Origin of the sequence: Variovorax boronicumulans, from assembly GCF_030812215.1 — a bacterium.
Taxonomy (GTDB): Bacteria; Pseudomonadota; Gammaproteobacteria; order Burkholderiales; family Burkholderiaceae_C; genus Variovorax; species Variovorax boronicumulans_C.
On the sequence record NZ_JAUSSG010000001.1, the window covers coordinates 1287787 to 1300858 of the forward strand.

General features: G+C 66.9%; 9 protein-coding genes and 1 pseudogene. 2 read left to right on the top strand and 8 right to left on the bottom strand.

All coding sequences use genetic code 11. From position 1 onward, the window contains the following. Nucleotides 1-13: 13 nt before the first annotated feature. Both J2W23_RS06125 and J2W23_RS06130 read right to left on the bottom strand, forming a co-directional pair. Nucleotides 14-2881 carry an aconitate hydratase gene (locus J2W23_RS06125; RefSeq protein WP_307648026.1) on the bottom strand — a complete coding sequence of 956 codons (2868 nt, stop codon included), beginning with the start codon at nucleotides 2879-2881 and terminating at the stop codon, nucleotides 14-16. A 161-nt stretch (nucleotides 2882-3042) separates the two neighbouring features. Further along, nucleotides 3043-3456: a hypothetical protein gene (locus J2W23_RS06130; protein ID WP_307648027.1), complete on the bottom strand. Its 414-nt coding sequence runs from the start codon at nucleotides 3454-3456 to the stop codon at nucleotides 3043-3045. 142 nt (nucleotides 3457-3598) lie between these two features. Between J2W23_RS06130 and J2W23_RS06135 the strand changes: the two genes are divergently transcribed. Further along, complete coding sequence (locus J2W23_RS06135) at nucleotides 3599-4453, top strand: helix-turn-helix domain-containing protein (protein ID WP_307648028.1); 855 nt, start codon at nucleotides 3599-3601, stop codon at nucleotides 4451-4453. Here J2W23_RS06135 and J2W23_RS06140 read toward each other — a convergent pair. The 6 genes and pseudogenes from J2W23_RS06140 to J2W23_RS31440 all read right to left on the bottom strand — a co-directional run. Then, on the bottom strand, nucleotides 4353-6617 hold the full coding sequence (locus tag J2W23_RS06140) for an acyl-CoA dehydrogenase (RefSeq protein WP_307648029.1): 2265 nt from the start codon (nucleotides 6615-6617) through the stop codon (nucleotides 4353-4355). The genes J2W23_RS06135 and J2W23_RS06140 overlap by 101 nt on opposite strands. Before the next feature lie 132 nt (nucleotides 6618-6749). Next, on the bottom strand, nucleotides 6750-7382 hold the full coding sequence (locus J2W23_RS06145) for a hypothetical protein (protein ID WP_307648030.1): 633 nt from the start codon (nucleotides 7380-7382) through the stop codon (nucleotides 6750-6752). 23 nt (nucleotides 7383-7405) lie between these two features. Continuing rightward, complete coding sequence (locus J2W23_RS06150) at nucleotides 7406-8563, bottom strand: DUF2827 domain-containing protein (protein ID WP_307648031.1); 1158 nt, start codon at nucleotides 8561-8563, stop codon at nucleotides 7406-7408. Beyond that, nucleotides 8560-9711, bottom strand: a complete 1152-nt coding sequence (locus J2W23_RS06155; RefSeq protein ID WP_176658941.1) for a DUF2827 domain-containing protein — start codon at nucleotides 9709-9711, stop codon at nucleotides 8560-8562. Before J2W23_RS06155 ends, J2W23_RS06150 begins: the two co-directional genes overlap by 4 nt. A gap of 91 nt (nucleotides 9712-9802) precedes the next feature. Beyond that, entirely contained in the window at nucleotides 9803-10954 is a 1152-nt protein-coding gene (locus tag J2W23_RS31435) for a YadA-like family protein (RefSeq protein ID WP_307648032.1), read from the bottom strand. Between the two features lie 132 nt (nucleotides 10955-11086). After that, a pseudogene (locus J2W23_RS31440) lies at nucleotides 11087-12622 on the bottom strand (hypothetical protein); the annotation flags it as partial. On the opposite strand from J2W23_RS31440, the gene J2W23_RS31445 reads away from it, so the two are divergent. Then, nucleotides 12549-13072, top strand: a 524-nt coding sequence (locus tag J2W23_RS31445) for a hypothetical protein (RefSeq protein ID WP_444875746.1), incomplete at its 3' end; no start/stop codon positions are given. The pseudogene J2W23_RS31440 and the gene J2W23_RS31445 sit on opposite strands and share 74 nt — an antisense overlap.

Sequence of the window (13072 nt, forward strand, 5' to 3'; positions counted from 1 at the left end):
CTTCTTTCGCGCGTCAGGCCGCGAGCAGCTGCCGCAGCACGAACGGCAGGATGCCGCCGTGCTTGTAGTAGTCGACCTCGATCGGCGTGTCGATGCGAAGGCGCACCGTCACCTCCTGGTGCGTGCCGTCGGGGCGGTGCACGACCAGCTTCACATCCATCTGCGGCTTGAGTTCGCCGCCGATCACCACGTCGATCTTCTCGTCGCCGGTGAGGCCCAGCGTCTGCCATGAATCGGCACCGCGGAACTGCAGCGGCAACACGCCCATGCCGACCAGGTTGGCGCGGTGAATGCGCTCGAAGCTGCGCGCCACCACGGCCTTGATGCCCAGCAGCTGCGTGCCCTTGGCGGCCCAGTCGCGCGAGGAGCCGGTGCCGTATTCCTCGCCGCCGAAGACCACCGTGGGGGTGCCTTCTTCCATGTACTTCATGGCGGCGTCGTAGATGAACATCTTCTGGTTGCCGGGCTGGAACAGCGTGACGCCGCCCTCTTCCTGCGTGCCGTTGGCGTCCGGCGGAATCATCAGGTTCTTGATGCGCACGTTGGCGAAGGTGCCGCGCATCATCACGTCGTGGTTGCCGCGGCGGGAGCCATAGCTGTTGAAGTCGGCCTTGGGCACGCCGTGCGCCTTGAGCCAGATGCCCGCGGGCGAGCTTTCCTTGATCGAGCCGGCCGGCGAGATGTGGTCGGTGGTGATCGAGTCTCCGAACAGCGCCATGATCCGCGCGCCCTTGAAGCCCGCGTCGGCGGCATGCGGCTTCATCTTGAAGCCTTCGAAGAACGGCGGCTCGGCGATGTAGGTCGACTTGGGCCAGTCGTACACCTGGCCGTCGGTGCCCTTGATGCTGCTCCAGAACTTGCCCGGATCGGTCTTGACCTTGTCGTAGTTCGCGCGGAACGACTTGGCGTTCATCGCAAAGCGCAGGTTCTCGTCGATCTCCTTGGGGGTCGGCCAGATGTCGCCCAGGTACACGTCCTTGCCGTTCTTGCCCTTGCCCACCGGCTCGGTCATGAGATCGGTCATCACGTTGCCCGCGATCGCGAAGGCCACCACCAGCGGCGGCGAGGCCAGGAAGTTGGCCTTCAGGTTCGGATGGATGCGCGCCTCGAAATTGCGGTTGCCCGAGAGCACGGCCGCGCCGATGAGGTCGTTCTTGGTGATGGCCTCGTTGATCTCGGGCGTGAGGTCGCCGGCATTGCCGATGCAGGTGGTGCAGCCGTAGCCCGCGAGGTAGAAACCCAGCTTCTCCAGGTACGGCAGGAGGCCCGCCTTCTCCAGGTATTCGGTGACGATGCGCGAGCCCGGGGCCAGCGAGGTCTTCACATGCGGCTTGACCGTGAGGCCCGCCTCCACCGCCTTCTTGGCCAGCAGGCCCGCCGCGAGCATCACGCTCGGGTTGGAGGTGTTGGTGCACGAGGTGATGGCCGCGATCAGCACGTCGCCGTTGCCGATGGTGACCTGGCCCTTGGGGGCTGGCGGCGCCGTGGCACTCGTGTGGGCCGCGGCCTTGGTCGAGCGGTTGGCGACCATCTCGACCAGTTCGCGCGGCGAGCCCGCGGGCGGCGCGGCGGCCTCGTCGTCATTGCCCTGGGCGGCGGTGACCAGCGGGTAGCGCTGCTTGAGCTTTTCGGCCGGCTGGTTGAAGCCGTTGGCGTCGTTGGGCTTGCTGTAGAGCTCGGAGAACTTGGTGGCCAGGTGGCCCAGGTCGATGCGGTCCTGCGGGCGCTTGGGGCCCGCGAGGCTTGGCGACACGGTGCCCAGGTCGAGCTTGACGATCTTGGTGTAGTCGATGTCGCCCGGCGCGGGCATGCCGAACAGGCCCTGCGCCTTGTAGTAGGCCTCGAAGCGCTCGACCTCTTCCTTGGTGCGGCCGGTGCCTTCGAAGTACGCCACGGTCATTTCGTCGACCGGGAAGAAGCCCATGGTCGCGCCGTATTCGGGCGCCATGTTGCCGATGGTTGCGCGGTCGGGCACGGCGATCGATGCGGCACCGGGGCCGAAGAATTCGACGAACTTGCCGACCACTTTTTCGGCGCGCAGGATCGCGGTGACGTACAGCACCAGGTCGGTGGCGGTCACGCCTTCGCGCAGCTTGCCGGTGAGCTCGAAGCCCACCACGTCGGGCGTGAGCATGTAGACCGGCTGGCCCAGCATCGCGGCCTCGGCCTCGATGCCGCCCACGCCCCAACCGACCACGCCGATGCCGTTGATCATGGTCGTGTGGCTGTCGGTGCCGACCAGCGAGTCGGGGTAGTAGGTGGGCACGTCGGCCTTGTCGTGCGGGCTCTTGTAGACGCCGCGCGCAAAGTATTCGAGGTTGACCTGGTGCACGATGCCGAAGCCCGGCGGCACGACACGGAAGGTGTCGAAGGCCTGCATGCCCCACTTCATGAACTGGTAGCGCTCGTTGTTGCGCTGGAACTCCAGCTTCATGTTGAGGTCGAGCGCCTTGGGGGTGCCGTAGTAGTCGACCATCACCGAGTGGTCGACCACCAGGTCGACGGGCACCAGCGGCTCGATGGTCTTGGGCGACTTGTTCAGCTTGGCGGCCACGCTGCGCATGGCGGCCAGGTCGGCCAAGAGCGGAACGCCAGTGAAGTCCTGCAACACCACGCGGGTGACGACAAAGGGAATCTCGTCGGTGCGCTCTGCATTGGGCGCCCAGTGGGCCAGCTCTTCGACGTGCTTGGGCGAGACCTTCTGGCCATCGCAATTGCGCAGCACCGATTCGAGCACGATGCGGATCGACACGGGCAGCCGGCCGATGGTGGGGTATTGCTTGGCCAGCTCCTTCAGGGACCAGTATTTGCCGGATTTGCCCGATGCGGTCTTGAAAGTCTTGAGGGTGGACGCAAAGGCGTGAGCCGGTGCTTTGGCCATAGAGGAACTCCTGTTGTTTCGTGGAAGCTCCTCAAGGATAGCGGGGTTCAATGTCAGCTGTTGTAGTCGGTCTTCCCTCTCACGCCCCCTCCGCGCCATGTTCCTCATAGCGAGAAATGCCGGGTAGACGGGCGTTGCCGGCACTTCTCGCGTCGCCTGCGTCAGGCCAGCGCCATGCCGGCGCGGCTGCGGGTGCGGCGCAGGCCCGTCCATTGCAGCTCGGCCAGAACGACCACGCACACGGCCTGGGCAATCACCCAGGCCACGCCCAGCGCCGTGACCGCGAACATGCCGCTCACCAGCAATGCGGCGCAGGCCACGGCCCAGCCGAAGTTGCCGAAGATCACGAGACCGATCAGCGTGCGCGGCGGCGTGGCGCGGCTGGCCATGAAGGCGGCGAGCGCGGCATAGGCCAGCAGGAACACCCCGGTGCCCATCAGCAGCGTGGCGGGCAGCCCGGTGAGTGCCGCCAGCGCATCGGTGAATGCCACCTGCAGCGCGCCGGTCGCGGCGCAGGAGGCGGCGTCGGCCCACATCACGTTGGGCAGGAAGCGGGGGGAAGCGAAGACGGACATGTGAATCTCCTTGGTGGTCACTGGGGTGGTACGCCGCAAGCCAGTCCTGCCGCGTTGGAACCAATGATTCCGCCGGGCATGCATCGCGTCGATGACCTGGGAGGTCATGGCGCCGCGCCGGCGCCACGCCAGAATGCGGGCCATGAACACCACCCGCAGCACCCATTCGTCCAAGGCCAGCCAGCCCGGCGCGCGCGATCCGTTCGGCGCGCACCTGCGGCACTGGCGCACCCACCGGCGCCTGAGCCAGCTCGACCTGGCGCAGGAGGCCGAGGTTTCGACCCGGCACCTGAGCTACGTGGAAACCGGCCGCGCCGCGCCCAGCCGAGAGATGGTGCTGCGACTGGCCGAACGGCTGGAAGTGCCGCTGCGCGAACGCAATGCGCTCCTGGTGGCCGCGGGCTTCGCGCCGATGTACCGGCAGCGCTCGCTCGACGACCCGGCGCTGGCGTCGGCGCGCCGTGCGGTGGACCTGGTGCTCAAGGGGCACGAGCCGTTTCCCGCGCTCGCCGTCGATCGCCACTGGAACCTCGTGGCCTACAACGCGCTGGTGCCGATGCTCATGGCCGGCGCCGCGCCCGAGCTGGTGGCGCCGCCGGTCAACGTGCTGCGCCTGAGCATGCACCCCGACGGCCTCGCCTCGCGCATCGCGAACTTCGCGCAGTGGCGCGCCCATCTGCTTGAGCGGCTGCAGCAGCAGATCGCCGCGACCGGGGATGCGGTGCTGCAGGAACTGCACGACGAGCTCGAGGCCTTTCCGCCCCCCAACGTGAGCCACGACGCACCGAAGGCCGACACCGACCTCTCGGGCGTGGTCGTGCCCTTTCAGCTCGTCACGCCGAACGGGGTGCTGAGCTTCATCAGCACCACGACGATCTTCGGCACGCCGGTCGATGTCACGTTGCAGGAACTGGCGGTGGAGTCGTTCTTTCCGGCCGATGCGCAGACGGCGGCGGCGCTGACGGAGATGGCGAAGCAGGCGCAGGCGGCGGGGTGAGGTTCTCGTCCTCGGCTTTCTGCGCCGCCGGGCCTTCGAAGTCGTCCACCTGGATGACCTTGTCGGCGGCGCGCAGGTAGGCCAGCGCCAGGTCCGGGTCGGGCGCCGAGCGGGCGGCCTCTTCCAGAGAATTCGTTCGGCGCAGTACCTTGTTGAGCGCGGCCGTCGTGTCGCCGAGTTGCGCACCCAGTTCCATCGCATGCATCAGGTCGCGCAGGCCTCCGGCCGCAGGTTCGCTGAGGTCGGGCGCCAGGCGCTCGACGATGCGCGGGTTCGTGCGCAGCAGGTCCGAGAGTTCGATGAGCTGCACATCGCGCAGCGGCGCCAGGTGCGCGGTGCGGCGCAGCACCAGCGCACCGATCACGCGCCGGCCGGCCGTCGGCAGGTTGGCGTAAAGATCGCGCAGGATCTTGCCGGCCTCATCGAGCTGCAGCCGGATCGCGGCCTGCGCAAACGGCAACAGCTCGGGCGCCGCGTCGACGCGATAGCGCCAGACGCACGCGCTCGCCAGATAGAGATGCGCGAGCACATCGCCCAGGCGAGCCGACAGCAACTCCATGCGCTTGAGCTTGCCGCCGAGCATGCCCATCGCGAGGTCGGCGGTGAGCGCGTACTTGGCGCTCATGCGCGCAATGAGCCGCGCCTCGCGCGCCAACGCCTCGGGCGGCGTGCCGAGCACCGGCGCGCCGAAGAGGCTGTGCCACAGGTTGACCGCCACATGCTTGCCGTGCGCGATCAGCGCCTTGCCGAGCGCGGTGTCGTCGTTCGCCTGCACGGCCGCCATTTCGTCTAGCACATGCGGATGGCAGCGCACCGCGCCCTGCCCGAACACGATGAGCGCGCGCGTGAGGATGTTCGCGCCCTCCACGGTGATCGCGATCGGCGCCTGCCGGTAGGCCACGCCGAGCAGGTTCGACGGGCCCGAGATGATGCCCTTGCCGCCGAGGATGTCCATGCCATGGTTCACCGCGCGCCGCCCTGCTTCGGTGAGCTGCACCTTGAGGATCGCGCTCGCCACGCTGGGCCGCTCGCCCTTGTCGAGCGCGGCGGCCGTGAAGCGCCGCGCCGCATCGCTCGCATAGAGCTCGGCCGACATCTGCGCGACCAGCCCGGCGATCGCATGGAACTTGCCGACCGGCAGGCCGAACTGCTCGCGGATCTGCCCGTAGCCGTTGCTCACGTACAGCGCGGTCTGCTGCATCGACGAGCCAAGCGCAGGCAGCGAAATCGCGCGCCCCGCGGCCAGGCATTCCATCAGCATGCGCCAGCCCTGGCCGACCTGCTTTTCTCCGCCGATGATCCAGTCCATCGGCACGAAGACCTGGCGGCCATGGATCGGGCCGTTCATGAAGGCGCTGTCCATCGGGCGATGGCGCCGGCCGATCTCCATGCCCTCGTGCGGCACGGGAATCAGCGCGCAGGTGATGCCGAGGTCGCGCTGGCCTTCGGGCCGGCTCTCGTCCACCGCGTGGAAGGCCAGACCCACCACGGTGGCGACGGGTGCGAGCGTGATGTAGCGCTTGTCGAAGTCGACCAGGAAGCCGCGCGTCGGCTTGCCGTTGAACTCGCGCAGGGCGATCACGCCGCGGTCGGGGATCGATGCGGCATCAGAGCCGGCATAGGGCGACGTCAGACCGAAGCACGGCAACTCGCGGCCATCGGCCAGGCGTGGCAGGTAGTGCTCCTTCTGCATGTCGGTGCCGTAGCGCAGCAGCAGTTCGGCCGGGCCGAGCGAGTTGGGCACCATCACCGTGACGGCTGTCGCCACGTTGACGGTGGCGATGCGCGCCACCACCGTGGCGTGCGCGTAGTGGCCGAAGCCGAGGCCGCCGAACGCCTCGGGAATGATCATTCCGAAGAAGCGTTTCTCGCGCAGGAACCGCCACACCTCGGGCGGCAGGTCGTGCGCCTGGTCGATGGCGTGGTCGTCGAGCATGTGGCAGAGCGTGCGCACCTCGTTGTGCAGGAAGGCCTGCTCGCGCTCCGTCAACCGGTTTGGGCCCATGGCGGTGAGCGCATCGAAATCCGGTCGGCCCGCGAAGAGCTGGCCCTCGAAACCGACGGTGCCGGCCTCGAGCGCCGCACGCTCGGTGTCGCCCAGCGGCGGCAGCGCCTTCGAGAAGGGCTGCATGGCCCATCGGCCGATCAGTGACGCCAGAGGCATGGGGTCTCCTTCGCCGCGACGGATGCGCGGATCGGTCTCCATGCTGAACTTCGCCGCGCCCGTGCAGGGCCGGTCAAGGGCGATCCTGCGTGTCGGATGCGGACGCGCCCCTGCCGTCTGCGAGGGTTCCCGCTAGCGGCGCTTGGGCGCCTGCCCGGCCGGAGCAGCCGCAGGCGCCGATGCGGCGGCGGGCGTCGACGGATCTCGCCAGCCGTATTCGACATAGCGGCGGATCACGAGGCAGCCCGGCGGCGAATCGATCAGCGAGACCGACGAGGTCGGCTCCTTGGGATCGGTGTAGACCGCATAGATGGGGAGCAGGCGCGTCATCTGGTAATCCTTGAGCTCCTGCTCGGCGACGCTCTGGCAGGTGAAAGGCGCGACCGAGATGCGCTCGGCCGACACGGTGCAGGTGCCGCTGTCGCCGGGAATCGCGGTGATCGAGGCCGCCACGCCGGCGTTCGGGTACTGGATGCCGACCAGCGAGAACATCGGGCCGTCGTCGGGACGCTTGCGGTCCCAGTCGAGCAGCACGTCGTGGCCGCGGCTGCCCTGCACGGTGAGCGTCGCGAGCCGCGTGATGGCGGGCAGGCAGCGCTTGATGCCCACGCTGGTGGCGGCGCGCGTGAGCGTGTCCTGCGGCGGCGCGGCCGGCGCCTGGGGCACGAGCACGCCTTGCGCAAGCGCGGTGCCGGCCATGGCCCAGGCGGCCACGGTTGCCGCGATGGGCAGCAGCCGCGCGAATCGTTGGGTTGCAGTCTTCATCCGGGTTCTCCTCTCACGCGTGCTCACGTGTAAAGGCTCTCGATGGCGGCGGTGTAGATGCGCACGTTCTCCTCGCCTTCGGGGTCGAGCTTGGCGACGAGTTGGCGTGCGCGCTCGCGATAGGCCGGCAGGTTGGCGTCGTGCGTGGCAAAGGCCTCCTGCAGCGCGCGACCACCCTCCTCGCAGTCGAAGTCGTGATAGCGGTAGCCGCAGTCGCCGATGAGGTGCGAGTTGTGGATCAGCGGGTAGCCGCCATAGAGCGCTTCGTAGTAGAGGTAGTTCTGCGCGTTCTCCCAGTGATGCGCGAAAACGGCATCGACGTTGCCGGGCAGCACCTGGTACAGCGGAAAGCGCCCCTCGAAGGTGGCCAGGCCGTGCTGCACGATATTCAGGCTCTGCGCGAAGCCCACGAACAGCGGCTTCTCCTTCAGGTGGAAGCTGTTGTAGACCCACACCCGCTCGAGCAGGCGGGGCTGCGCGCGGTGCGCCGCCTCGCAGCCGAGCATGGGGATGAAGCTGGTCTTTACCATGCAGATGTTGGGCTCGAAGATGGCCACGCGCCAGTGCTTGCGCCCCGGCTCGTAGTCGAAGCGCTTGTCGTCGCCGGCACGCGCCATGGCTTTTTCCAGAACCATCGGGCTCCAGAGGTGCGGCATCAGCCGCACCGGCGCGCGAAAGGTGCTCGCGAAGTACGGCTTGCAAGACACCTCGTACTCCGGCAGCGTCCACACCTCGTCGTAGGGCGCGCCCGAGACCAGCATGCCGTGCGGCTTGTTGAAGATCATGCGTTCGATGTCGATCACGTAGTCGTTGCCCACGCGCATGGAGACGATCTTGCCGCCGCGTTCCTTGAACGCCACCGACCATTCGCGCGCCAGCTGGGCGCTCATCTCGATCATGAGATCGAGCTCCTGCGCGGCGGTGGCCATGTCGATGATCGGCACGGGCGAATCGGCCAGGAAGTTGGTGGCGTCCGCCGGACCGCCGTCGCCACCGCCCGCCACCAGCACGGTGCTGCCCACGCGCGGCGAACGCATCAGAAGCATCACGAGGAACAGGCAGTTCTGGTAGACGCCGTTTTCCCAGAGGCTCTGCTCGCCTTTGCGGATGAAGATGGAAACGCCGACCCTGAGCTTCGCAGGCATGGCGTTGGATGAAGTGGTGTTCTGCGCTTCGCTCATGCGGCCTTCCTCACGCCATCGGCACGGAATGCGGGGTCGCCGCCCACGAGGTGGAGCAGGCGCTGCGCATAGCCATCGATGTTCGCCTGATGGAGCGGATCGATCGCATCGAACATGCGCTGGCTGCGCGCGCGGTAGTCGTCCATTTGGGCATCGTGCCCGCGCACGGCCTGCAGCAGTTGGTCGGTGCCGGCGGCGATGTCGAAGTCGGGGTAGTAGTAACCGGCATCGCGCAGCCAGGGCGAGTTGTGCACCAGCGGGTAGTTGCCGTACAGCGCATCGAGATAGCTGTAGTTCTGGTCGTTCTGCCACTGGTGTGACACCACCGCATCGGCAAACTGCACCATGAACCCCGCGAAGTCGTGCCGCCCGTGGAAGATGGCCTTGTGCTGGCGCACGATGTCCAGCGAGTTCGCCATGTAGAGCATCGTCGCGTGGTCCTTCAGGTGCAGGGTGTTGAGCACCTGCATCGACGTGACGGCGTTCGGGTCGACGCGGTAGGCGCCGTCGCAGATCAGCATGGGCACGCTGCAGGACTTCACCACCGAGATGTTGGGCTCGAAGATCGCCACGCGGAACCCGGGCTGTTCGGCAGTGCGCGGCGTGTAGCCGAAGCGATAGCCCGACGCTTCGACCTCGGCCACGCGCTGGTCCAGGAACTGCGGCGACCAGAGGTACGGGACCTCATGCACCGGGCAACGGTGCAGGGTTCGCATCATGGGCGCGAAGACGCCGTCCTTGGGCAGCAGCCAGACCTCGTCGCAGCGGTCGGGCTTGCTGAAGTGGCCTTTGTCGCTGAACACGATCGGCTCGGCCAGCGCCACGAAGGGTTGCCCCACGCAATGAAAGACGGCGCGCCCGCCGCAGGCACGGAAGTAGGAGAGCCATTGCACGTCGAGCGCACCGGCCATCTCGATGACCACGTCCAGCGCATCGGTCAGCTCGCGGGCGCGGCCGAAGGCAAGACCCATGGCGGACAGATCGACCTGCGGCGGCATGGCCTGCTGGTCGCCCGCATCGACCAGCGTGACGGACTCGACGAAGTCGATGCGTTGCAGCAGCCGGGCGAGAAACAGGACGTTCTGCCCCATCCCGTTTTCCCAGATGTTCTGCCCCGCGTGGGTGAGGACTGAAATACCAATGCGCATGGGGGTGAGTGTGTACCAAAAAAAATGGCTCCCGCACCATCGGCGCGGGAGCCACGTTGCTGCGGCGACGCTAAATCAGCGGCTCAGTGGCTTATTTCCACTTCCAGCCGATGCCGGCGTTCACGCCCCACTCCTTGCCGGTGGTGGACAGGCCCGCGCCCCAGGACATCTTGCCGTCGTCCGACAGGGCCTTGAAGGTCAGCGCCACGGCGCTGTAGCCCTTGTAGCTACCGAAGCCCACGCCCACGGTCTTCTCACCCGGGTAGAGCGTCGGCAGGTAGGTGCCCGACATCGCAAAGGCCATCGCCGAGCCCGAGTAGGCAATGCGCGCCACCTCGCCGACCTGGCCCTGCACCTGGTTCAGCTGCTGGACGTTGACCGCGTCGCCCGGCAGGATGCCTGGCGCCACGTTCGAGATCCGCGTACCGCCCGGCGCCTGGCCGCCACCCAGCGTGATCTGGTTGTAGTTGACCGATCCATCCGGATTGGTCGCGTACTGCACGCTGCTGGCCTTCGAGGCCGCCGATGCCGCCTTCAGCTGCGCGACGTTGGTCGCATCGCTGTCGGCCGAGCCTGCCGCCACGCCGGTGATCTGACGGAACTGGCCGTTGGCCGCGTCGCCCACGGACACAGCGGCTTGCGTGCTGGTCGTGGCCTTGATGGCTGCTTCCTGCTCCGCGTTCGCACTGCCCGGGATGTAGCCAGCCACGCCTGCTGCCCTGGAGGCCACCGAGTTCGCACCCAGCGCCACGCCACCGCTTTGCGTGACCACCGCGCCGAAGCCGATCGCCGTACCCTGGGAAACGTTCTGCGCCTTGCTCAGCACCGTGCCGCCGGCGTCTGCCTTGTCGCCCAACGCCACGCCACCGCCACCTGCGCGGGAATCGACACCGATCGCCTGCGAACCCGTTGCCAACGCACCCGAACCGATCGCGATGGCATTGCTGCCCGTGGCCTGCGCGCCGAAGCCGATGGCCACTGCGCCGTCCGCCGTCGCCTTCGCACCGTTGCCTGCGGCAAAGGAATTGGCGCCGCTGGCCACCGACTGCGGGCCGATCGCCACGGCTTCCTGGCCGGAGGCCACCGAGTCTCCGGCGGTGGATTTGGCGTGGAAGTACTTGGTGCCGCCGTTGTAAATGCTGCTGACCGACGTGCTCAGGCTGCTGATGCTGCTGTTCGCCGTGGCCAGGCCCGTGGAGGTCGAGGTCGACAGGCTGGCAAGACCGCTGTTCGAGCCGCTCACGCTGGTGGACAGGCTGTTGAGGCTGCTGTTGGTCGTGCTCAGGCCCGTAGACAGGCTGCTCACGCTGCTGGTCACGGTGCTCAGGCCGCTCGACGTGGACGTCGACAGGCTGTTCACGTTGCTGTTGGTCGTGCTCAGACCCGTAGACAGGCTGCTCACGCTGCTGGTCACGGTGCTCAGGCCGGTCGACAGGCTGTTGATGCTGCTGGTGGCCGTGCTCAGGCCAGACGATGTCGAAGTCGACAGGCTGTTGATGCTGCTGGTAGCAGTGCTCAGGCCCGACGAAGTCGAAGTCGAGAGGCTGTTGATGCTGCTGGTGGCAGTGCTCAGGCCCGACGAAGTCGAGGTCGAGAGGCTGTTGATGCTGCTGGTGGCAGTGCTCAGGCCCGACGACGTCGAAGTCGACAGACTGTTGACGCTGCTGTTCGTCGTGCTCAAGCCGCTCGACAGGCTCGAGATGCCGCTGGTGGCGGTGCTCAGGCCCGTGGAGAGGCTGGTGATGCCGCTGACCGCAGTGCTCAGACCGATCGACAGACTGCCGATGCTGCTGGTCGCCGTGCTCAGGCCGGTAGACAGGCTGCCAATGCTGCTCGTCGCTGTGCTCAGACCAGACGACGTCGAGGTCGACAAGCTGCTGATACCCGTCGAAGTAGACGTCGACAGACTGCTGATGCTGCTCGTGGCCGTGCTCAAGCCGCTCGAAGTCGAGGTCGACAGGCTGCTCACGGTGCTGTTGGTCGTGCTCAGGCCAGTAGACAGGCTGGAGATGCCACTGGTCGCAGTGCTCAGGCCGGACGACGTGGAGGTCGACAGGCTGTCGATGCTGCTCGTGGCAGTGCTCAAGCCGCTCGAGGTCGAAGTCGACAAGCTGCCGATGCTGCTGGTCGCGGTGCTCAGGCCGCTCGAAGTCGACGTCGACAGACTGCTCACGGTGCTGTTGGTCGTGCTCAGGCCAGTGGACAGGCTGGAGATACCGCTGGTCGCAGTGCTCAGGCCGGACGACGTGGAGGTCGACAGGCTGTCAATGCTGCTCGTCGCCGTGCTCAGACCGCTCGAGGTCGAGGTCGACAGGCTGCTGACCGTGCTGTTCGTGGTGCTCAGACCTGTAGACAGGCTGGAGATGCCACTGGTCGCGGTGCTCAGGCCGGACGACGTGGAAGTCGAGAGGCTATCGATGCTGCTCGTGGCCGTGCTCAGACCGCTCGAGGTCGAGGTCGACAAGCTGCTGATGCTGCTGGTCGCCGTGCTCAGACCCGACGATGTCGAAGTCGACAGGCTACTGATGCTGCTCGTCGCAGTGCTCAGGCCGGACGACGTCGAGGTCGACAGGCTGTCGATGCTGCTCGTGGCTGTGCTCAAACCGCTCGAGGTCGAAGTCGACAAGCTGCTGACGGTACTGTTCGTGGTGCTCAGGCCAGTCGACAGGCTGGAGATGCCACTGGTTGCAGTGCTCAGGCCTGAAGAGGTCGACGTCGACAGGCTATCAATGCTGCTCGTCGCAGTGCTCAGACCGGACGACGTGGAAGTCGACAGGCTGCTGATGCTGCTCGTCGCTGTGCTCAGGCCAGACGACGTGGAAGTCGACAAGCTATCGATGCTGCTGGTCGCCGTGCTCAGACCCGACGACGTCGAAGTCGACAGGCTGCTGATACTGCTCGTGGCCGTGCTCAAGCCGCTCGAAGTCGAAGTCGACAGGCTGCTGATGCTGCTCGTCGCTGTGCTCAGACCCGACGACGTCGAAGTCGACAGGCTGCTGATGCTGCTGGTCGCAGTGCTCAGGCCGGACGAAGTGGAAGTCGACAGGCTGTCGATGCTGCTCGTGGCCGTGCTCAGACCGGACGACGTGGAGGTCGACAGGCTGCTGATGCTGCTCGTCGCCGTGCTCAGACCGGACGACGTGGAGGTCGACAGGCTGCTGATGCTGCTGGTCGCAGTGCTCAGGCCGGACGAAGTGGAAGTCGACAGGCTGTCGATGCTGCTGGTCGCCGTGCTCAGACCGGACGACGTGGAGGTCGACAGGCTGCTGATGCTGCTCGTCGCAGTGCTCAGGCCGGACGACGTCGAGGTCGACAGGCTGTCGATGCTGCTCGTGGCTGTGCTCAAACCGCTCGAGGTCGA